Source organism: Pseudomonas sp. KB_12, from assembly GCF_052114545.1.
In the GTDB taxonomy this organism is placed as follows: Bacteria; Pseudomonadota; Gammaproteobacteria; order Pseudomonadales; family Pseudomonadaceae; genus Aquipseudomonas; species Aquipseudomonas brassicacearum.
Window position 1 is genome coordinate 80,410 of the sequence record NZ_JBFREY010000017.1, and the last position, 21,077, is coordinate 101,486.

The window sequence follows — 21,077 nt, forward strand, 5'->3', positions numbered from 1 at the left end:
GCGGTGGACACTGAGTTTGCCGATCAGGCCAGGAGGTGTTTGGAGATCACCTTGGAGATTTCCACAATGCCGGTCTTGCCGGTGAATTCGAATTTCACTTTGCCCAGGGATGAAAAGTAGATCTCCAGTTCAGAGTCCAGGTCGAAGGTGCCGGAGGTTTCGACCGAGTAGGCGACGATGTTTTTGTAGGGCAAGGAGGTGAAGTCTTTTTTGCTGCCGGTGATGCCCTGTACGTTCACCGCGATGATGCGTTTGTTGGTGAAAACCACACCGTCGCGCATGGATTTATAAGCGTCGATGACCTGTTCACCGTCCAGTAGCAGGGCCGTGACACGTTCGGCGTATTCGTCGTTTTGCTTGAGCTTGAAGAAGCCTTTGTTGTTGAAGTCGATCATCCATAAGTCCTTGTCGAGAAGAAGAGGGTATTGCCTACAGCCCGGCGGCAGGTGATGGACGCAATAGTGGCACTTTAGTAGCATTCGCCGACTTTATCGATCCTTCAAGGTTGACCTATGCTCGCCCTGCCTCACTGTCCTGCCCCGTTGTTAGCATTGTCCGCGTTGTTTGTATTGCTCGGCGGCTGCAGCGTCAATGGCACTTATCCCGATGCCATCGAACCAGACGCCGCCAAGTTGCGGTTCGTCGCCAATACCAGCAACGCCACGCTGGATTATTTCGACGCGGCCCATTGCGACGGGCAAACCACCGGCATTCTCAACAATATGCTGCTGAGCGATACCGCGCGGCGGGTGGGGATGAGCGTTCCGGCACCCAAGGATGCCAGGGGTTATTTGGAGGTCAAGCTCAAGCCCGGTGAGCAGATTCACCTGCGCACCAACATGAACAGCGGTTATGCCGTGTGCGGCAAGGGCTTCAATTTTACGCCCGAGGCCAATGCCGAGTACGAGGTGACGTTCAAGTCCGAGAAGAACTTCTGCCTGACTCGGTTGCAACGCTTGCAACGGATCGACGGCAAGGACGTGCGCACACCGATCCCGCTCCTGAAAAAAGACTTTCCCGCCTGCGCTGGTCGCAATGCGCTGTTCCCCAAGATCTACCCGGACACGCCCCATCGCTTGGAGCTGATGAACCGAGTCATCGATAAAAGCCTGGTCGTCACGGTGAAGAGCGATCCGGCCAAGGAAAAAGTCGAGCCTTATTCGCCAGAGAAGCTGGACACCCTGATCAGCGAACGCAAGGCCAAGCTCGGCTTCGAGCTGCCGGCTGACTACTGGACGCTGTACCGGGAAAACCTGAAGACGTTTGGCGATGACATGGCGCAGAACAAGGCGCACTCGATGGAACGCTTCAAGGACGAATACCAGACCCGCCTGCGGCAGTTGAAGGACGAGCAGTTGGAGCAGTGGGCGTTGCCCAAAACCGCCAACGCCAAACCGGAAAAAGCCGAGGTCGACCTGGACGTCGCGATGATGGTGGAGTACTTCCGGATCGGGAATGGGGTGATGGTCGAAGCGGTAGGTCATCACCTGGAGAGGATGGCGCAGATGGATGAGCGTTACGGGGTATGTGCGCGGTTTGCGGAGTGCTGGAAGCGCAACTAGCAAGAGGATGGGCCACCGTCTTCGCGAGCAAGCTCGCTCCCACAGGGGGTTGGTGCTGGACGCAGCATTTGCAAACACCCGAGATCAAAAACTGTGGGAGCGAGCTTGCTCGCGATAGCGGTCTGCCCGGGCCGGTGATGCTGAATGTACCGCCGTCATCGCGAGCAAGCTCGCTCCCACAGGGGATTGCGGTGGGCCCAGGATCAGTGAACAGCCGAGATCAAAATTGTGGGAGCGAGCTTGCTCGCGATAGCGGTCTGCCCGGGCCGGTGATGCTGAATGTGCCGCCGTCTTCGCGAGCAGGCTCGCTCCCACAAGAGGATTGCGGCGGGCATAAGATCTGTGAACCCTGCGACGGGTGATTTTTCTCCTAGACTTATCGCTGTTTGCTGTACGTCGGGTTTCGAAGAGACCCGTACGATAAATATAAAATGCAAAGGGAACTTCGCAATGCTCAAACCTATGTGGAAAGCGCTTGCCTGCACGCTGGCTTTTGGGGCGTGGGGCACGGTGGTGGCGGCCGAGCCGATCGTCATCAAATTCTCCCACGTGGTAGGTGACCAAACGCCCAAGGGCCAGGGCGCGTTGATGTTCAAGAAGCTGGCGGAAGAGCGGCTGCCGGGCAAGGTGAAGGTCGAGGTGTACCCCAACTCCACGCTGTATGGCGATGACAAGGAGTTGGAAGCCTTGCTCCTCGGGGAAGTGCAGATCATTGCGCGGTCGCTGGCCAAGTTCGATCAGTACACCAAGACCGTGCAGTTGTTCGACTTACCGTTTTTATTCGACGACATCGCCGCCGTGGACCGTTTTCAGCAGAGCCCCGAGGGCCAGAAGCTGCTCAAGTCCATGGAAAGCAAGAACATCACCGGCCTGGCCTATTGGCACAACGGCATGAAGCAGCTATCGGCCAACAAGCCCCTGCGCACACCCGAGGATGCCCGCAGCCTGACGTTCCGGATCCAGACCTCCGCAGTGCTGGAGGAACAGTTCAAGGCGGTGGACGCCAAGGCTAAACCGATGATTTTCTCAGTGGTGTACCAGGGTTTGCGCACCGGTTTGGTCAACGGCACGGAAAACACCTATTCGAACTTCTACAACCAGAAACTCAATGAAGTGCAGAAATACGTCACCGAGTCCAACCACGGCATACTCGACTACATGTTGATCACCACCTCGGACTTCTGGAACGGCCTGCCGCCGGATATTCGCAGCGAACTGGACAAGATCGTGGTCGAGTCCACCGCCCATGCCAACCAGGAAGCGGAGCGGTTCAACCAGCTGGATAAGCAGCATGTACTCGATGCCAAGACCACCGAAATCATTACCCTCACACCGGAGCAGCGAAATGCCTGGCGCGAGAAGATGAAGCCGGTATGGGCCAAGTTTGAAACTCAAATCGGGCCGGATTTGATCAAGGCGGCGGAGGCTTCAAACAAGGTCCAATGATGTAACAAGGCCGGGGGTAACTTGGTGCCCCTGGCTGAACACTATCTGTGGCGAGGGAGCTTGCTCCCGCTGGCTGCGCAGCAGCCCCCAAATATTTGCCTGACACACCGCGTTGTCAGGTTTTAGGGGCGCTGCGCGCCCCAGCGGGAGCAAGCTCCCTCGCCACAAAAGCAGGGTTGCCACAATGCCTCCCCGTCCCCAGCAACCCAGCACATTGCGTTATGATCCCCGCCTCTCCCTGAACAGAGCTTTTACCCACGAATGCTACCGTCCACCTCCGACACCCCCACCCTGCCCGCCGTCCTGGTCGGTCCACTGTTGCGACGGCTGGAGCCCACGCGGCTGGTGATGTGGCTGGTGGGCACGCGAGCATTGGCGTTGACGTTGCGCGTGGCCGGCGTGGGCGATCTTGCACTGGATGCGACGCGCTGCACCGTGGTGCCGGTGGGGCAGCGGGCGTTTGTACACTTGATCGATGTGCGGCTCGACAGCCCCCTGCCCCGGGACGTGACGATTGACTACGACTTGCTGGTGAACGGCGCGCCCATCGCCGAATGGGCGCCGCACCTGCTGTATGACGGCGCACAGTGCCCGAATTTCATGCTGCATTCGCGCATCGAGCAACTGGTCCACGGCTCTTGCCGCAAACCCCATTACCCAGCCAACGACGGCCTGCTATGCGTCGATCGGCTGTTGGCGCAAGCCCCTGAGCAACGCCCGGCATTGCTGATGATGAGCGGCGACCAGGTCTATGCCGACGACGTTGCCGGGCCCATGTTGCGGGCGATTCATGCGCTGATCGAATGCTTGGGGCTGTTCGAGGAATGCCTGGACGGTGCCGTGGTGGAAGACAGCGCCAAGCTCTATCAGCACCCGGCCAGTTATTACCATCGTGCCGATTTGTTGCCCGCACATGAGAGTAACGAAACCCTGCGCGAACGATTTTTCGGCGGGGCCCGCAAGCCGATTTTCACCAGCAGCAGCGCCGACAATCACCTGGTGACCTTCGCCGAGGTCATGGCGATGTACCTGCTGGTGTGGTCGCCCGTGCCCTGGACGTTGATCGCGGTGCAACCGCCCGAACTGACCGTGGAACGGCGCCAGCGCTACGACCTGGAACAGCAGCGCATCGTGGCGTTCAAGACCGGGCTGGGCGGCGTGGCGCGAGTGTTTGCACACCTGTCGTGCCTGATGATTTTCGACGACCACGACATTACCGATGACTGGAACCTGTCTGCGCAGTGGGAGGAAACGGCCTACGGCCATCCGTTCTCCAAACGCATCATCGGCAATGCGTTGATCGCCTACATGCTCTGCCAGGGCTGGGGCAACAACCCGGATGCCTTCGCTGACGTGCTCCCGCAAACCTTGGCCCTGAGCGACACCGCCCGGGACCGTTACCTCGACAGCGAACCCCAGGACCAACTGATCGACACCCTGCTGGGTTTCCAGCAATGGCATTACGTGCTGCCGAGCACCCCGGCCCTGGTGGTGCTCGACACCCGCACCCGCCGCTGGCGCAGCGAGAACAACCTCAAGCAACCTTCCGGCCTGCTGGATTGGGAAGCCCTGAGCGAGTTGCAGCAGGAATTGCTGGATCACCCGTCGGCGATTATCGTCTCACCGGCGCCGATCTTCGGTGTGAAGCTGATCGAGACTGTGCAGCGGGTGTTCAGTTGGTGCGGTTATCCGCTGCTGGTGGATGCGGAAAACTGGATGGCCCATCGCGGCGCTGCCCAGGTGATCCTGAACATTTTCCGCCACTCGCGTACGCCTGGTAATTACGTGGTGCTGTCCGGGGACGTGCATTATTCCTTCGTTTACGAAGTATTGATCCCACACCGCAAGGGCGGTCCGCGCATTTGGCAGATCACCAGCAGTGGCATCAAGAATGAATTTCCCCCTGCGCTGCTGGAATGGTTCGATCGCCTGAACCGCTGGCTCTATTCGCCGCGCTCGCCCCTGAACTGGTTCACCAAGCGCCGCAGCATGCGCATCGTCCCTCACACCCCGGAACACGCCGAGGCCGGTGAGCGGCTGTGGAACAGCGCCGGCATTGGCCAGGTGTTCTTCAATGAACAAGGGCAGCCCGCGAAGATCTACCAGCACAACGCCAACGGCCAACCGCCCACGCGGATGCGGCCGCCCAAATCCCCATCAGCCTGAAATCTGTGGGAGCGAGCTTGCTCGCGATGACGGCGGCATGATCAGTATTTTCGCAAGCTGACACTCCGCTATCGCGAGCAAGCTCGCTCCCACAGGGGAGGTGGCAGGTCAGAACGCCAATTGCAGGCTCTGCTGGCCTTCAAGGCTGAGCAGCAACTGTTTCGCCGCCAGGCCGCCAGCGAAGCCGGTAAGGCTGCCGGAACTGCCGATGACGCGGTGACACGGGGCGATGATCGAGATGGGGTTGCGGCCATTGGCGGCGCCGACCGCCCGGACCGCCGTCGGTTGGCCAATCTGGATGGCGATGTCGCGGTAGCTGCGGGTTTCGCCAAAGGGGATCGTCAACAGGGCTTGCCAGACCCGCACCTGGAAATCAGTGCCCGCGAAGTCCAGCTCCAGCTCGAAACGACGGCGCTGGCCGGCGAAGTATTCCAGCAACTGACGCTCGGTTTCCTTGAGGACCGGATGCTGGGTGTCCTCCTCCAAAGGCCCCAGCCGCACCCGATTGAGCCGCTCGTTTTCCCAGAGGATGGCCGCCAGCCGTGTCTTCCGGGCGACGAGGATCAGTTGGCCAACGGGGGATTGGATGGTTTTGTACTGGGGCAACATCGAGGGATTCCTTGTCAAAGCCTTTGTGGCGAGGGAGCTTGCTCCCGTTGGGTTGCGAGGCGACCCTACACTTGGCACCGCGGTGTGTCAGGTTATTAGTTGGGGGGTTGCTTCGCAGCCCAGCGGGAGCAAGCTCCCTCGCCACAGATTTTTCTCACCGCTCCCAAATCTTGCTCAGCCCAACAACCCCAACGCCTTCGCCCGCGCCACCGCCTGGGTGCGGCGCTCGACGCCGAGTTTGCTGTTGATGTGGCTGGCATGGGTCTTGACGGTGTGCAGCGAGATAAACAACTGCTCGCTGATTTCCTGGTTCGAGCACCCTTGGGCAATCAACTGCAACACCGCCCGCTCGCGACTGCTGAGGGTTTCGACCGGCGCCGCCGGGTCGGCAGGCTGGGCCACCGTCGAGGGCAGGCGTTCGAGCAGGTGCTCGCGCAAGGTACTGGGCGGTGCTTGCAGCAGCTGTTCGCGCAACCATTCACGGTGCTCGCCGAACAACCACTCGAAGGGCTGCAATACTCCGCCGCTGGCAGCTTCGAAAGCCTGGGCCAGGGTGCGACGGGCTTCGGGTTCACGCCCTATGCTCAGCAGCAAGGCGACTTTCTGATTGAGCGCCATCACGCTGAGCATCTGCCGGCCACTTTGCTGACCGTGTTCAAGCAAGGCATCGAGCCGTCCTTGCGCGAGTATCGGTTGGCCTCGGATGGACTCCAGCACCGCCTGTTGCAACTCGACATGCAGCGGCAGTTGCGGGTGGAATTCCGGTGGTGCGGCGGCCCGTTCGCCCGTGTAGGTCTGGCCCAGCCGGGCCAGCCAGGCTTCGGCCAGGTCGGTGCGGCCTTGGGCCAACCAGAGTTCGCACTTGACCAGGGTGATCATCGCCAGATAGTAGATCGGCGGAACGTCCCAGATATGCATCAGCCGCTCGGCTTCCGCCAGTTCGGCGAAGGCCCGGGCGAACTCGCCGCTGTAGCCTTCGATACGCGCGATCACGCAATGGCCGATCAGCACGCTGATGTCGCGGCAGGCGCGGGCTTCGGTGAGACCCGCCTGTAGCCGCGCAAGGCCAACCTGGGGCTGCATGCGCAAGGTCAGCAAAAAACCTTCGTACATGATCAAGCGCGCCCGCACCGCATAAAGCCGCTGGGGCGACAGCTTGTGCAAACGTTGCAGGCCCTGGTGCACTTCATCCAGCGCCCGCAGGATCTCTCCCCGCGCCTGCAGGACGCGGGCACGATCGTAATGGGCCAGGGCCTCGAACAGTGGATTACCGACCCGTTGCGCCAGCTCCAGGGAATCGCGGTTCAGGTTCCGGGCGCGCCACAGGTCGCCGTCGGCAATCGCCAGGTTCGACAGTGTGGACAGGCACATCAGGCGCTGGCCGTAGCGTTTTTGCGGCAGGCTCTCCAAAGCTTCGCTGCAATACCGCACGGTGGCCTCGCGATCCCCCCGGCCACGGGCGACGATCCCACTCAGGGCCAGCCATTGGGCGAGCATGGATTTTTGCGCAGTGGCCGAGGGAGCCGGCAGGAAACGACTCAAGTGCGCCGCCAGCTCTTCGGCAGCGTCCAACTGGCAGGCCAGCCCCAACGCCCAGCTGTAGAGCACGATCAGCCGCGGGGTGCTGATGAGCAGGCTGTCGGGCAAGTCCATTTTCCAGCGTAGCAACATGCCGACGTTCTGCTCGGCCAGCAGTTGCTCCTCCGAGAGGTTCTGCACCAGGTTCGCCGCCACGTCCAGGTGCCCGGCCCGCAGCGCCTGCTCCACGGCTTCGTCGATCAGGCCCTGGGCGTTGAACCAGCGACAGGCCCGCAGGTGCAGGGTCGCGGCCGGGACCATGGCCGGCGCGCTGGGGCGACTGCGCAGCAGGTCGGAAAACAGGTGGTGGTATCGGTACCAATGGCCGTGCTCGTCCAGCGGTACCAGGAACACCTGGTGGGCCGCCAGGTAGCGGAGGATTTCGGCGCTGTCATGGGCCTCGCGCACCGCGTCGCACAGTTCGCTGCAAAAGCGCTCCTGAGGCGCCGTGTCGTAGAGAAATGCCTGCACCTCGGCGGGCAGGCAGTCGATGACCTCTTCAAGCAGATAATCGCGAATCAGCCCTTCGCCGCCGTGCAAGGCCTGGGGCAGCAGGCCTTCGGGACCGGCTTCGGAGGCGGCCAGCAACCAGAAACGCAACCCGGCCACCCAACCTTCGCTGCGCCGGATAAGATTTTCCAGCGCCTCACCGCGCAACGAACTGCTGTGATGCTGAAGCAGCGTCGAGGCTTCGTCATGGGTCAGGCGCAGGTCCTGCTCATTGAGTTCGAGCAGTTGCCGCGACAGGCGCAGGCGCGCCAGATGCCAGTCCGGGCGCTGGCGGCTGGTGACGAGGACCAGCAACCCGTCGGGCAGGTGATTGAGGAAAAATTGCAGGCAGCGATCCAGCACCGGGCTTTGGGCCAGGTGGTAATCGTCGAGCACCAGCAGCAAGGGCTCGTGGGGCGATAAGTGCGTGGACAGTTCGTCCAGCAGGCCGTCGAGCCATTCTTCGAAGGCAAAGGGTTGATGACGTTGGCGCATTTTCAGCAGCCCCAGCGCCCGACCGCCCAGTTGCGGGAAAAAGGCCTGTAGCCCTTCGAGCAACCGTTCAAGGAAGCGGCCTGGATCGTTGTCCCGGGCGCTGAGCCCCAGCCAGAGGCTTTGCCAATGGGCCGGCAGGCTCTGGCAGAACTCCACCGCCAGGGAGCTTTTACCGAACCCCGCCGGGGCACTGACCAACAGCAACCGGCCTCCGAGCCCTGCGCTCAAACGCTCGCACAACCGCGGCCGCACGACATGGCCGTCGGGCAAGGGCGGGCGGTAGAAACGCCCGTCCTGTACCGCGATGGCTGCGCGGGCAGAATCCGGAAGTGAAGACAAATCAGTCATGGCCGGCTCTTGTTGAAAGGCGGGTGGCGGCGTTGCAGATGTCCGCAGACTAGCGGTAAACGAGGAGGTATTGAAGGGAGTGCTACAAATGGCTACAAAAAGACTACAAGCCGACCGATTTGAAAAAACTCAGGCAGCCACCGCTCTTGCTCCCGCTGGGTTGTAGGAGCTGTGTAGGAGCTGTCGAGTGCAACGAGGCTGCGATCTTTCCCCAGACACTTGAATCTCAAAGCGAAAGATCAGGATCAAAAGATCGTCCGAACGCGGCCCGAGCCTTCGCCAGCTCCTACAGAATCCAGCGGGAGCAAGCTCCCTCGCCACAGGGTTTTGTGTTGACTGATCGAACAAAAAAAAGCCCCGAACCAGTCGGGGCGTTTCTTCGAGGATGCGGCCTCGGGTAAAGCGGTTTAGCGGATGCCGTCCTGACGCAGGGCGTTCGGGGTGAAATCGGCGGTGGTGGCGGTGAAGCCGAAGTCGTAGGCCGATTTCTCTTCGTTCTTCATGCCCAGTGCCAGGTAGCGGCCGGACTGCAGGTCGTAGAGGGTTTCCAGGGCGTACCACGGCACTTGCTTGTCGTAGTAGTTCTCGGCATGGGCCTCGGCCACGCGCCACAGTTGGCCACGGCCGTCGTAGTGGTCGATCACCGCAGCTTGCCAGGTGTCTTCATCGATAAAGAAGTCACGCTTGGCGTAGATGTGGCGCTGGCCTTCCTTCAGCGTCGCGGTCACGTGCCAGACACGACGCAGCTCGTAGCGTGCCAGGTCCTGGTTGATGTGGCCGGCCTTGAGGATGTCGGCGTACTTGAGTTGCGGCGAATCGATCTTGTAGCTGTTGGAGGCGATGTACAGCTCTTTCTTGCCTTCCAGCTTCCAGTCGTAGCGGTCCGGCGCGCCGTTGTACATGTCCAGGTTATCGGAGGTACGCAGGCCGTCGGCGGCGGTACCCGGGCCGTCGTAGGACACTTGCGGGGCACGGCGCACACGGCGCTGACCAGCGTTGTAGACCCACGCCGAACGCGGTTCCTTCACCTGGTCGAGGGTTTCGTGCACCAGCAGCACACCACCGGCCAGGCGCGCCGGCGCGGTCACTTGCTGCTTGAAGTAGAACAGGATGTTGCCCGGGTTGGCCGGATCGAAATCCTTCATCTTGTCGCGGAACACGAACTGGTCGCGGAAGTACACCAGGCTGTACGAACCGTTGGGCTGTGGAGTGGCCTGGGTGACCAGGCGCGTCACGCTGCCGCCACGATAGCGGGTGATGTGGTTCCAGATGACTTCCACGCCGCTCTGGGGAATCGGGAACGGCACGGCCGTCTCGAAGTTCTCCAGGCCGTTGCCGCCGGAGACCAGCTTGGTGTTGACCGCGTTTTTCTTGATGGAGGCGAACACCTCGTCCGGCACGGTGGCACCGCGATGGGTCGGATAGACCGGCATCTTGAAGGTTTCCGGGTAACGCTTGAACATCGCGTACTGGCCCGGCGCGAGCTTGTCCTTGTACTGGTCGACGTTCTGCGCGGTGATGGTGAACAGCGGTTTTTCACTGGCGTATGGGTCGGCGAGAAAGCCCTTGCTGTCCACGGAGCCGGCATTCTTGGCCATGGCTTTCCAGGCCGAGATCGAGCCGTCGGCATTGCCGGCCATCTCGGCGCCCATCGGTGTCAGGCTCTTGCCGAGTTTATCGGCCTCGGCCGCAGGCACTGCCGCCATGACGCTGGCGGCCAGCAGGGAGAGCCCCAGAACACCGGCCTGCAACAGATTCTTTGTTATTTTCATAGTGTGTCGTCCTGAAATACGGTGCTTAGAAGGTCACGCCGACGCTGAGCGCCAGGAAGTCGCGATCGTCCACGGTGCTGAAGTCGCCACCAAAGAAGTTGGTGTAGGCCAGGCTGGCGTTGTAGGTGTTCTGGTACTCGGCATCCAGCCCGAGGCTGACGGCTTTGCGGCCTTCTTCGAAGTTGCCACCAGGGCCTGGCGAGTAGCCTTTGACGTCATGGGACCAGGCCACGTTGGGCTTGAGGTTCACACCCGCGAAGACGTCCGGGTATTCCCAGATGGCGCGCGCGCGGTAGCCCCAGGAGGTGGAGGTGGTGAAGCCGTCGTTGTTGCAGTTGCTGTTCACGTCGTTGATGGTCTGGCCGCCACCTGCGGCGGTAGCGCCGTTGAGCCTGTCACAGGCTCCGGCGGGCAGTTGACCCGGACCAAAGACAGGGTCACGACCGTAGCGAACGTCCGACTTGCTTTCCAAGCCTCCAACATGAGTAACGCCGACTTCACCTACCAGTGTGAGGCGACTGGCGCCCATGACCTGATCCAAGAAGTGGGTGAAGGTGGTCTGGAACTGAGTGATTTCCTTGCGGCGATAACCATGCAGATCCTGGCCTGGCACACCCGTGAGCAGCGACGCATTGCCCAACGTAGGACCACCGAGCGGGCGAACGCCGGCGAACAGGATATCGGTGGTGCTCAATTGCACCGGTGCATTCGGGCGATAGCTCAATTCACCGCTCCACGCCGTACCGGTAGGCAGCGTCGTGGAGAAGCTCAGGCCGTAGAGGCGAATGTCTTCCGGATATTCGACGAAATATTGCGAGTTGCCTGCAACCAGCAGAGGCGCCAGTCCGGCAAACGGAGGGGGCAATCCTGCAGCTATGTTGTAGACCGACTGCGAGGCACCCGTGGCACTGAAAATCGGCGCACGACTGTGGTAGTTCATGAAGTAGGCACCGAACTCGGTGTCCAGCGGCTCGAACATGTACTTCAACGAAGCGCCCCACTGACCACTGTCACGGGCGTCGCGATCCGGCCCGCGGCGTACCAGTACGCCTTCTTCGTTGACGTCGACACCCAGTGCGGCCGCTGGGCCCAACGCGGCGGCTGGGAGCGTGGAACGCTTGCTCAACACCCGCAAATTATCGGTACACCCATCAGCAATCACATCCGGCTGGGAAAAGAACGTACCGCAGTTATCCACAACGGTCTGGTCCCACTCCAACTGGTAGAAAGCTTCAGCCGACAAATTATCGGTCAGGCTCTGGGACACATAGAACATGTTGACCGGGATCAGGCCTTCCTTGATCTCGGCACCAGGGCGACGGAACGCGGACACGTCGACCGGGTTGATGGAGTTGATGCCGCCCTGGATGAAGGTACTTTCACCCCAGCTGACCACTTGTTTGCCCAGGCGGACCGAACCCGGCTGATCGGCGATGGCGTAGTTGTGGTAGACGAATGCATCGAGAATCTGTCCGCCGGAGGACTTGGCGCCTTCCTTGCGGTTGTTGTCGCTGATGTCCTTGTACAGGCGGTTTTCGTCCTTGAGTTCGAAGTCGTACCAGTACTTGCCGCGCACGAACACGCCGGTATCGCCGTACTTCAGTTCCAGGTCATGGATGCCCTTGAAGATCTTCGAGAAGGTTTCCCCGCGCTTGAAGTTCAAGTGGCCGTCATCGGAGGTCTGCGACAAACCCTTGCCGCCATTGTTGACACCGATCAGGTCCTTGTTGGCGTTGGCCGTGGACCAGCTCGCGCCGACCGACAGGGACGAGTCGAACTGGCCTTCGATTTCACCGATGTTGAAACTGACGCCGAATGCTGGCCCGGCGAGCGAAGAGGCGAGACTGACCGCCAGAGGCAGTTTTGCCCGGCGCCAGAACGTGGTTGCTGAGGTCATCGACGCTACTCCATGTGCATTATTGTTATGGCAGTGGACATTTCAAGAACACCTCGATGGCTGGGAGCGGCAGCGTCCCGACATCCATCAAGGTCGCATCGCCCTTTCGTGCGTGCGCCCCGTTCCTGAGAATCCGTGAGCGGACTATAGCCAGCAGGTAGTACGGCTTGATCCCTCTAAAGTGTGATTTGCAGCCCTCAACCACTCTGGAACAGTCCTTTCGCCAGGCCGACAGGTGTCGGCACGGCAAGGATGGCTGAAATTTGCGGTTTGACAAGTCAAGCGCTTGCTTGGTGGGGCTGCCGTGCCCTTTCGGGCACGGCAAAAAGGCCTAAAGCGTGGAGAGGAAGGTGCTGTTGTTGCTCTGCCATTCGGTGATGTCGACGCGGATGCGCTTTTTGTCGAGCTTGCCGACGCTGGTCTTGGGAATTTCCGTAACAAGGGCTATCTGGCTCGGGATCGCCCACTTGCTCAAGTGCCCCAGCTCGACGAACGGCTTGAGGTGTTCCTTGAGTTCACGAGCCCCGATCTGATGCCCTTCGCGAATCACCAGCAGGGCAAACGGCCGCTCGCCCCACTGCGGATCGGGAATGCCGACCACTGCTACTTCGCGTACCGCCACGTGACGGCTGATGAGGTCTTCCAGGTCCAGGGACGAGATCCATTCGCCACCGGTCTTGATCACGTCCTTGATGCGATCACGGATGTCGATGAAGCCCATGTTATCCAGCGTGGCGACGTCACCGGTGTGCAGCCAGCCTCCGGCCCAGAGCTCGGCGCCCTTCTGCGGCTCGTTGAAATAGCCCTCGGTGAGCCACGGCGCGCGCAGTACCAGTTCGCCCTGGGTCTCGCCGTCGGCCGGCAGGAAACGCCCCTCGGTGTCGACGATCGCCGCTTCCACCAGCGGGCCCGGCACACCGGCCTTGATCCGGTAGGTGGTGCGTTCGTCTTCGCTGCCGGCCATCAGTTCATCGTTGAGGTGGGCACAGGACACCAGCGGGCCGGTTTCCGACATGCCATAGGCGGCAGTGAGCTGGATGCCCCGGGCCTTGGCCGCTTCGTACAGGCTGCGATTCAGGGCGCTGCCACCGATGACGATTTTCCAACCGCCGAAATCGGTGTCCTGAGCCCCCTTGGAATTGAGGACCATTTGCAGGATGGTCGGCACGCAATGGGAAAAGGTGACCTTTTCCTTGCGCCACAGCTGGACCAGGAATTCGGGATCGTAGCGCCCCGGGTAAACCTGCTTGAGCCCGAGCATGGTCGCGACATAGGGCAGGCCCCAGGCGTGGACATGGAACATCGGCGTGATGGGCATGTACACGTCGTTGGTGCCCAGCAACCGCACGCTGTCGATAGACCCCATGATGGTCGCCACGCCCATGGTGTGCAGCACCAGTTGCCGATGGGTGAAGTACACGCCCTTGGGGTTGCCGGTGGTGCCGGTGGTATAGAACGTGGTGGCGACGGAGTTTTCGTCGAAATCCTGGAAGTCGTAGGTAGGGGCGGCGGCGGCCAGCAGTTGCTCGTATTCACCCACCAGGTTCGGCAAGTCGGCGGTTTTTTCCGGCAGGTCGGTCAGCAGCAGGGTCTTGTCCACCGTGGTCAGGTGCCCGGCAATCGCCTGGTACAAGCCGACGAACTCGCTGTTGACCAGCACGAAGCGGTCCTCGGCGTGGTTCATGGTGTAGAGGATCTGTTCCGGTGACAGGCGCACATTGATGGTGTGGATCACCGCACCGATCATCGGGATCGCGAACATGCATTCCAGGTAGCGATGGCTGTCCCAGTCCATCACCGCCACGGTATCACCGGCCTTGACCCCCGCCTCGGTCAACACGTTGGCCAGCCGCGCGACCCGTTCGATCAGCGTCGGATAGCTGTAGCGCAACTGGTCACGGTAGATGATCTCGCGGGTTTTCTCGTAACGCGTGCCGGACATCAGCAGCCGCTTGATCAGCAGCGGGTATTGATAGGCGCCTTCGGCTGGAGGAATAACGCGAGTCTGCAACATAAGAGTCCCTTTTCTGACTGCACGGTCTTGGCTGGAAGTTAGCACTCTAGAGCGCTTATACACCGATCAAATCAGCCAAAGGAATGATTTGATTGGCACGCAAATACTAGCCTTGGGCCATCCCTCGCAGGGTTTCGCAAACCTTGCGGAGCCAAACCTTGTCAGATCGGGATCCAACAGCGAGCATAGGTATCAGGCTAGTTACAAAAACCTGTGGGAAAAATGCCCTGGCAGGTTTCCAGCATGCCACCACTTTTTGGCAGAGAATAATGAACAACGAACCGACCTCATCCCAGGCCACCGAGCCTCAGGGTGCGCCACTTGTGTCGATCGTGGCCCCTTGCTACAACGCCGAGAAATACCTGGAAGAAGCGATCCACAGCCTCTTTGCCCAGGATTACCGGAACCTTGAGGTCATCGTGGTCGACGACGGCTCCACCGACAACAGCCTCGTCATGCTGCGGCAGTTGCAGCAAACCTACGATTTCCAGCTCTACTCTCAGGAGAACCAGGGCGTCAGTGCGGCACTCAACCACGGGCTGAAGTATGCCAAGGGCACTTATGTCGCAACCCCGGACCTTGACGATGTGATGTTGCCCCATTCGATCCGGGTCCGTGCCCAATACCTGGACGAGCATCCGCAGGTGGGCTGTGTCGGCGCGCTGGTCATCTACATGGACAGCGAGGGCCGGACCATCAAGGAGCAACAGCGCGACCACATCAAGGTGCATACCTTCGATGATCTGCTGCGCGACGCCACGGTCATCGGCGCACCCACGGCCCTGTATCGCATGAGCACCCTGCAGCACGCCGATTTTTATGATCCGCAGCTAAGGGTCCAGGATTTCCAGATCACCCTGCGGATCGCCCGCCTGGGGTATGCAATCCATGAATTACCGATCAGCGTCACGCGCTATCGGCGCCACCCCAATAACCTGTCAAGGAAATACCGCTTGATGCTCAAGTCGGACCTGCAGGCCATCGAGCCCTATCGGGACCACCCCGCCTACGAGTCGGCCCGCACGGTGCTGGTGCACAAAGCGCTGAAGTACGCCGTAGTCGAAGACCGGAAGGAAGCCTGGCAACTGTTGCGCAGCATCCCGTGGCGTCACTGGAACAAAACCAGTTTCAAGCGCTTCAAGCGACTGGTCTTGCGATGGCCGATGACAAGGTTCCAATCATGAAATTCTTGCAGAAACTCAAGGAGCGAAAGGAGCGAAAGGAGCGAAAGCACCTCAGGCGTCTGGAGAAACTCGAAAGAGCGCCGGAAAAGATCCGTCTGCGCTATCCCAAATACCAGGTCGGGGTGGGCACGTATGGCATTCCCGAGGTGATGGAGTTCGGCGACGACACGACGCTCAAGATCGGCTCTTATACGTCGATCGCCCAAGGGGTGAAGATCCTGTTGGGCGGAGGGCATCGCACGGACTGGATCAGCACGTTTCCATTTCCACTGATGATCGACGAAGCCCGGGACATTCCCGGCAGCAATCCGACCAAGGGCGACGTGGTGATTGGCAGCGACTGCTGGATCTGCGCTGGAGCGATGATCCTGTCGGGCGTGACCATCGGCCATGGCGCCGTGGTCGCGGCCGGGGCGGTAGTGACACGCGATGTCGAGCCTTATGCCATGGTGGGTGGCAACCCGTGCCGGTTCATTCGCTGGCGCTTCGAGGAACCCGTGCGTCAGGCCCTGCTTGAGTCGGCCTGGTGGGCGTGGCCGACGGAGGAAGTCAAGGCGGTGTCGCCACTGCTATGCAATGACAACATCGACGCTTTCATGGATTACGTCCGCCAACGGCATTGATCGCCCCACATCCGCATGGGGCGATCGCAGGAAAGGCGAAACGGTCAATGCGCCTCGGTAAACGCCAGCTTCACCCCAATGGCGACGAGCACCGCGCCCATGGTCCGGTCGAACCAGTGGCCCATGCGCGCAAAACCGGCGCGCACCCGTTGCTGGCTGAACAGCAGCGCCACCAGGCAGAACCAGGCAGCCGTCGCAACCGCCAGGTACACACCGTAACCGGCCTGGACGGCCAACGGCGTGTGTGGGTTGATCACCACGGTGAACAGCGACAGGAAAAACAGCGTCGCCTTGGGGTTCAGGCCATTGGTGACGAAGCCCGAGGTGAACGCGCCGCGAGGGGTACGCTCACCGGCCTCTTTGTGCAGGTTGTCCTCGGTGGGCTTGGCCGGTTGCGCCCGCAGTGCCTTGAAGCCGATGTACAGCAGGTACGCGGCGGCGGCCCATTTCAGCGCGTTGAATAGCACGATCGATTGCGACACGATCAGGCCGATACCCAACAGCGAATACCCTACATGCAGGAAAATCGCCGTGCCGACGCCCAGCGCCGTCCAGGTCCCGGCACGCCGGCCATGGGTCACGCTTTCGCGCACCACCACGGCAAAATCCGGCCCGGGGCTGGCAACGGCCAGCAGGTGGATCAGGGCGACGGTGAGGAATTCGGTGAGGTACATGGTGGAGCTCCTTGCGACAAGCTTTTGTTGGATGAAATCCCGTGGCGAGGGAGCTTGCTCCCGCTCGACTGCGTGTAGGAGCTGACGAGTGCAACGAGGCTGCGATCTTTCCCCAGACACTTGAATCTCAAGCGAAGATCAAAAGATCGCAGGCTTCGCCAGCTCCTACAGAGCCCAGCGCTTGCGCCCTCGCCACAGGTATACGCCGCCATGGCCACATTTCATCTGATAGGCTCGTCACATTACGCCTTCGGTTCTTCACATAAAAGGTACAGCTGATGACGAACACCGCTCGTGCAGTTTTCCTCGACCACCCTTCCCTGGACCTCGGCGACCTGGACCTGGGCCCGCTGCGTAACTGCTTCAGTGACCTGCAACTGTTCGCCCGGACCACGCCGGACCAGGTCATCGAGCGGCTCAAAGGCGCCACCGTGGCGATCACCAACAAAATCGTGATCGACGCACAGGCCATGGCGGCCAGCCCCGAACTGAAGCTGATCCTGATCAGCGCCACCGGCACCAACAATGTCGACCTGGCCGCCGCCCGCAGCCATGGCATCACGGTGTGCAATTGCCAGGGTTACGGCACACCGTCGGTGGCCCAGCACACCATCATGCTGTTGCTGAACCTGGCGACGCGCCTGGCCGATTATCAAAAAGCGGTGGGTGAAGGTCGCTGGCAAGAGGCTTCGCAGTTCTGCCTGCTGGATTATCCGATTGTCGAACTGGAAGGCAAGACCCTGGGCTTGCTGGGCCATGGTGAATTGGGCAGTGCCGTCGGGCGGCTGGCCGAAGCCTTTGGCATGCGTGTGCTGCTGGGGCAGATCCCCGGGCGCCCGGCCCGCCCCGACCGCTTGCCGCTGGAGCAGTTGTTGCCGCAAGTCGATGCCTTGACCCTGCACTGCCCGCTCAACGAGCACACTCGGAACTTCATCGGCGCCCGCGAACTGGCGCAGCTCAAGCCCGGTGCCTTCGTGGTCAACACCGCCCGTGGCGGCCTGATCGACGAACAGGCCCTGGCCGAAGCCCTGCGCAACGGTCACTTGGGGGGCGCCGCCACCGACGTGCTCAGCGTGGAGCCGCCGGCCCAAGGCAACCCGCTGCTGGCCGGCGATATTCCACGCTTGATCGTCACACCGCACAACGCCTGGGGCAGCCGCGAGGCACGGCAACGGATCGTCGGGCAAATGAGCGAAAACGCCCAGGGCTTTTTCAGCGGTACAGCGCGGCGTGTCGTCAGTTGATAAACTGCCGCACTTTTTTTCAAGGAGCAGACCATGGATCCGCGCAGTGAAGTACTGCTTCGTCAGGCCGAGTTATTCCAGGGTTCGGTCTTGCTGGCCGGCCTGCCCGCCGATGACCTGCTCGGCCGTTTGCCAGAGGCCCATGGCTGGTGCTGGCACGCTGGTGATCAGGCCGCGCTGGACGCTCGCTTCCCCGAGCGCAGCCACTTTGGCGTGAACATACCCGAGCGTGGGTTCGACACGGCCGTGGTGTTCCTGCCCAAGGCCAAGGACCTGACCGACTACATCCTCAATGCCGTGGCGGCGCGCCTGGCCGGGCGCGAGGTGTACCTGGTGGGGGAAAAGCGCAGCGGCATCGAAGGCGCGTCCAAGCAGCTCAACCCGTTCGGCAAGCCACGCAAGCTCGACAGTGCGCGGCATTGCCAACTGTGGCAGGTCACCGTCGCCAACGCGCCCGAGGCCAAGTCCCTGGAAAGTCTGGCCCAGACCTACGAATTGCCCCTGGCCGAAGGCCCGTTGAAGGTCATCAGCCTGCCGGGGGTGTTCAGCCATGGTCGCCTGGACCGCGGCAGTGCGCTGCTGTTGGAACACCTGGATAAACTGCCCAGCGGGCATTTGCTGGACTTCGGCTGCGGTGCCGGGGTGCTGGGGGCCGCGGTCAAGCGACGCTATCCGCACAACACCGTCACCCTGTTGGACGTGGACGCATTTGCCGCCGCCAGCAGTCGCCTGACCCTGGCCGCCAACGGCCTGGAGGCCGAGGTGCTGACGGGTGACGGCATCGACGCCGCGCCGATGGGCTTGAGCGCGATCCTGAGCAACCCACCGTTCCATGTCGGCGTGCACACCGATTACCACGCCACGGAAAACCTGCTGCGAAAAGCCGCCAAACATCTGAAAAACGGTGGTGAACTGCGGCTGGTTGCCAATAGTTTCCTCAAGTACCAGCCACTGATCGAGGAGCATCTGGGCGTCTGCGCCATCAAGGCCGAAGGCCAGGGCTTTCGCATCTACCGGGCCAAGCGCGGTTGAAATCTTTTAGGCAACAGCACTTGCTCAATCGGATTTGCCTAGGCAGAATCCGCTCCGTCCTAGGGGAGTAGTCTCCCGCGAGCGCCATGCTCGCCCGGCATACGTCAACATACTTGGTCAGCAGACCATGGCGTATGCGGCCCAAGCGTCCACGCAGATGGTCGCTGGGTTTGACAAGACCTATGACACGCACACCTTACCCGGGGCGGGAAGGCTGTACGTGTCATAGCCGTGTCGACCCGCCCCTTTAGGAATTCCTGATGCTGGACTCACTCCTCGTACCTACCGCTATCGTTGCGCTGGCCGAAATCGGCGACAAGACGCAATTGCTCGCACTTATCCTGGCCGCTCGCTTTCGCAAACCCTGGCCGATCATCGCCGGCATCATTGCCGCAACACTCGCCAACCACGCAGCCGCCGGGGCAGTAGGGGCCTGGGTCAGCGGATTTTTCTCCAATGCGGTGCTGCACTGGATACTGGCGGCAAGCTTCACGGCCACGGCGCTGTGGACCCTGGTCCCGGACAAACTGGACGATGAGGAAGCGAACACGGCCCGCAAGTTCGGGCCGTTCCTGACCACGCTGATTGCGTTCTTCCTGGCGGAAATCGGCGACAAGACGCAGATCGCCACGGTGATGCTCGCCGCGCAATACCCGGAGTTGTGGTTGGTGATCATCGGCACCACCGTGGGCATGTTGATTGCCAACGTGCCGGTGGTCCTGGCGGGCAATTTCGCCGCCGAGAAGCTGCCCCTGACCCTGATCCGCCGCCTGGCCGCCTCGGCATTCTTCGTCCTGGCGATCGTGGCGGTGTACAAGGCGATGCAGAGCAGTGGGTGGGTTTGAGGCTGTTGTGGCGAGGGAGCTTGCTCCCGCTCGGTTGCGCAGCGACCGCAAGATTTTGGGGCCGCTTCGCAGCCCAGCGGGAGCAAGCTCCCTCGCCACAAAAACAGTTTCACCGCATGATGAGGCTTACTTCTTGGCCTGCTGATAAAGCGGCATCACCTTCGGAATCGCCGCCTGCAACGAAGCGATACGGCTGCTCGACGACGGGTGGGTGCTCATGAATTCCGGCGGCGCGCCTTCCGAGGCCTTGGCCATCTTGTTCCACAAGGTGATCGCCGCGTTCGGGTCGTAGCCGGCGCGGGCGGCCAGTTCGAGGCCGATCAGGTCGGCTTCGTTCTCGTTGCCACGGCTGTTGGGCAAGGTCATGCCATAGTTGGCGACGGTGTCGGCCAACGCCAGGCTGTCCTGGCCCAGGCCGAACAAGGCACCAGCGCCCTGCTTGGCCATCTCGATGCCATAGGCCTTGGACATCGCTTCGCGCCCGTGCTCGCGCAGGGCGTGGGCGATTTCGTGGCCCATGACCGCGGCGATTTCAGCGTCGGTCAGCTTCAACTTGTCGATCAGGCCGGTATAGAACATGATCTTGCCGCCAGGACCGCAATTGGCGTTGAGCTCATCGCTCTTGATCAGGTTCACTTCCCATTTCCACTGCGCCGAATCCGGGCGAAACACGGGCGCCTGGGCAATCAAGCGGTCGGCAATGGCCTGGATGCGCTTGGCTTCGTTGCTGGTCTTGTCCAGCGCGCCCTGGGCGCTCGCCTCACCCATCGTCTTTTGATAGGACTGGGCGTACATCTGGTTGACCTCATCGGTCGACAGCATGCTGAACATGTACTGCTTGCGTTCCACGCCCACGGCTCCGCCGCTGGTGGTATTGACCGACTGGCAACCGGTGAGCAGCAGAGCCGCGCTCAGAGCACTCACCATCAATGTCTTGTTCATGTAAAAAAAGCTCCCTGGAAACGTGGGCGTATCCTAGGCCTTGATTTGTATCGGCGCCAGATACATAACGAAGGATTACAGATTTTTCGGACAGACCCCACACAGTCCATTTGCGACACCTACGCAGCTAAAACAGTCACCCGACGAACAACGCCTC

General features: G+C 61.2%; 16 protein-coding genes and 1 riboswitch. Of the genes, 8 read left to right on the top strand and 8 right to left on the bottom strand.

Features of this window, described 5'->3' with window-relative positions; all coding sequences use genetic code 11:
• Positions 1-23 precede the first annotated feature (23 nt).
• Positions 24-395 (bottom strand): PH domain-containing protein, encoded by a 372-nt coding sequence (locus tag AB4Z20_RS15925; protein WP_024777581.1) that lies wholly within the window; start codon positions 393-395, stop codon positions 24-26.
• A 117-nt stretch (positions 396-512) separates the two neighbouring features.
• Here AB4Z20_RS15925 and AB4Z20_RS15930 point away from each other — a divergent pair, with 117 nt between their 5' ends.
• From AB4Z20_RS15930 to AB4Z20_RS15940, 3 genes are all read left to right on the top strand, one after another.
• Positions 513-1,562 (top strand): hypothetical protein, encoded by a 1,050-nt coding sequence (locus tag AB4Z20_RS15930; protein WP_442090219.1) that lies wholly within the window; start codon positions 513-515, stop codon positions 1,560-1,562.
• Between the two features lie 450 nt (positions 1,563-2,012).
• Positions 2,013-3,008 (top strand): TRAP transporter substrate-binding protein, encoded by a 996-nt coding sequence (locus AB4Z20_RS15935; protein ID WP_253471671.1) that lies wholly within the window; start codon positions 2,013-2,015, stop codon positions 3,006-3,008.
• A gap of 261 nt (positions 3,009-3,269) precedes the next feature.
• The gene (locus AB4Z20_RS15940; protein ID WP_442090220.1) at positions 3,270-5,174 is read left to right on the top strand and encodes an alkaline phosphatase D family protein; all 1,905 of its coding nucleotides are present in this window, start codon (positions 3,270-3,272) and stop codon (positions 5,172-5,174) included.
• Positions 5,175-5,282: 108 nt separating this feature from the next.
• On the opposite strand, the gene AB4Z20_RS15945 is transcribed toward AB4Z20_RS15940, so the two are convergent.
• The 5 genes from AB4Z20_RS15945 to AB4Z20_RS15965 form a co-directional block, all read right to left on the bottom strand.
• Positions 5,283-5,783, bottom strand: a complete 501-nt coding sequence (locus AB4Z20_RS15945) for a methylated-DNA--[protein]-cysteine S-methyltransferase (RefSeq protein ID WP_442090221.1) — start codon at positions 5,781-5,783, stop codon at positions 5,283-5,285.
• Between the two features lie 174 nt (positions 5,784-5,957).
• Positions 5,958-8,693 carry a LuxR C-terminal-related transcriptional regulator gene (locus AB4Z20_RS15950; RefSeq protein WP_442090222.1) on the bottom strand — a complete coding sequence of 912 codons (2,736 nt, stop codon included), beginning with the start codon at positions 8,691-8,693 and terminating at the stop codon, positions 5,958-5,960.
• 407 nt (positions 8,694-9,100) lie between these two features.
• On the bottom strand, positions 9,101-10,465 hold the full coding sequence (locus AB4Z20_RS15955) for a DUF1329 domain-containing protein (RefSeq protein ID WP_214511270.1): 1,365 nt from the start codon (positions 10,463-10,465) through the stop codon (positions 9,101-9,103).
• A gap of 25 nt (positions 10,466-10,490) precedes the next feature.
• The gene (locus tag AB4Z20_RS15960; RefSeq protein WP_253471664.1) at positions 10,491-12,362 is read right to left on the bottom strand and encodes a DUF1302 domain-containing protein; all 1,872 of its coding nucleotides are present in this window, start codon (positions 12,360-12,362) and stop codon (positions 10,491-10,493) included.
• Positions 12,363-12,693: 331 nt separating this feature from the next.
• Positions 12,694-14,376, bottom strand: a complete 1,683-nt coding sequence (locus AB4Z20_RS15965; protein ID WP_253471663.1) for a fatty acid--CoA ligase — start codon at positions 14,374-14,376, stop codon at positions 12,694-12,696.
• Between the two features lie 269 nt (positions 14,377-14,645).
• On the opposite strand from AB4Z20_RS15965, the gene AB4Z20_RS15970 reads away from it, so the two are divergent.
• Both AB4Z20_RS15970 and AB4Z20_RS15975 read left to right on the top strand, forming a co-directional pair.
• On the top strand, positions 14,646-15,560 hold the full coding sequence (locus AB4Z20_RS15970; RefSeq protein WP_253471661.1) for a glycosyltransferase family 2 protein: 915 nt from the start codon (positions 14,646-14,648) through the stop codon (positions 15,558-15,560).
• The gene (locus AB4Z20_RS15975; RefSeq protein ID WP_258690380.1) at positions 15,557-16,183 is read left to right on the top strand and encodes a CatB-related O-acetyltransferase; all 627 of its coding nucleotides are present in this window, start codon (positions 15,557-15,559) and stop codon (positions 16,181-16,183) included. The genes AB4Z20_RS15970 and AB4Z20_RS15975 overlap by 4 nt, the downstream gene beginning before the upstream one ends.
• Before the next feature lie 44 nt (positions 16,184-16,227).
• Here AB4Z20_RS15975 and AB4Z20_RS15980 read toward each other — a convergent pair whose 3' ends face one another.
• Positions 16,228-16,857 (bottom strand): LysE family translocator, encoded by a 630-nt coding sequence (locus tag AB4Z20_RS15980; RefSeq protein WP_072346960.1) that lies wholly within the window; start codon positions 16,855-16,857, stop codon positions 16,228-16,230.
• A 278-nt stretch (positions 16,858-17,135) separates the two neighbouring features.
• Between AB4Z20_RS15980 and AB4Z20_RS15985 the strand changes: the two genes are divergently transcribed.
• The 3 genes from AB4Z20_RS15985 (at position 17,136) to AB4Z20_RS15995 (ending at position 19,978) form a co-directional block, all read left to right on the top strand.
• Positions 17,136-18,101 carry a 2-hydroxyacid dehydrogenase gene (locus tag AB4Z20_RS15985; RefSeq protein WP_253471656.1) on the top strand — a complete coding sequence of 322 codons (966 nt, stop codon included), beginning with the start codon at positions 17,136-17,138 and terminating at the stop codon, positions 18,099-18,101.
• 33 nt (positions 18,102-18,134) lie between these two features.
• Positions 18,135-19,133 carry a class I SAM-dependent methyltransferase gene (locus tag AB4Z20_RS15990; protein WP_253471654.1) on the top strand — a complete coding sequence of 333 codons (999 nt, stop codon included), beginning with the start codon at positions 18,135-18,137 and terminating at the stop codon, positions 19,131-19,133.
• A gap of 49 nt (positions 19,134-19,182) precedes the next feature.
• Positions 19,183-19,305, top strand: a riboswitch (yybP-ykoY riboswitch).
• An 88-nt stretch (positions 19,306-19,393) separates the two neighbouring features.
• The gene (locus AB4Z20_RS15995) at positions 19,394-19,978 is read left to right on the top strand and encodes a TMEM165/GDT1 family protein (RefSeq protein WP_003197879.1); all 585 of its coding nucleotides are present in this window, start codon (positions 19,394-19,396) and stop codon (positions 19,976-19,978) included.
• Positions 19,979-20,104: 126 nt separating this feature from the next.
• On the opposite strand, the gene AB4Z20_RS16000 is transcribed toward AB4Z20_RS15995, so the two are convergent.
• Entirely contained in the window at positions 20,105-20,920 is an 816-nt protein-coding gene (locus AB4Z20_RS16000) for a M48 family metallopeptidase (RefSeq protein ID WP_214511263.1), read from the bottom strand.
• Positions 20,921-21,077 lie beyond the last annotated feature (157 nt).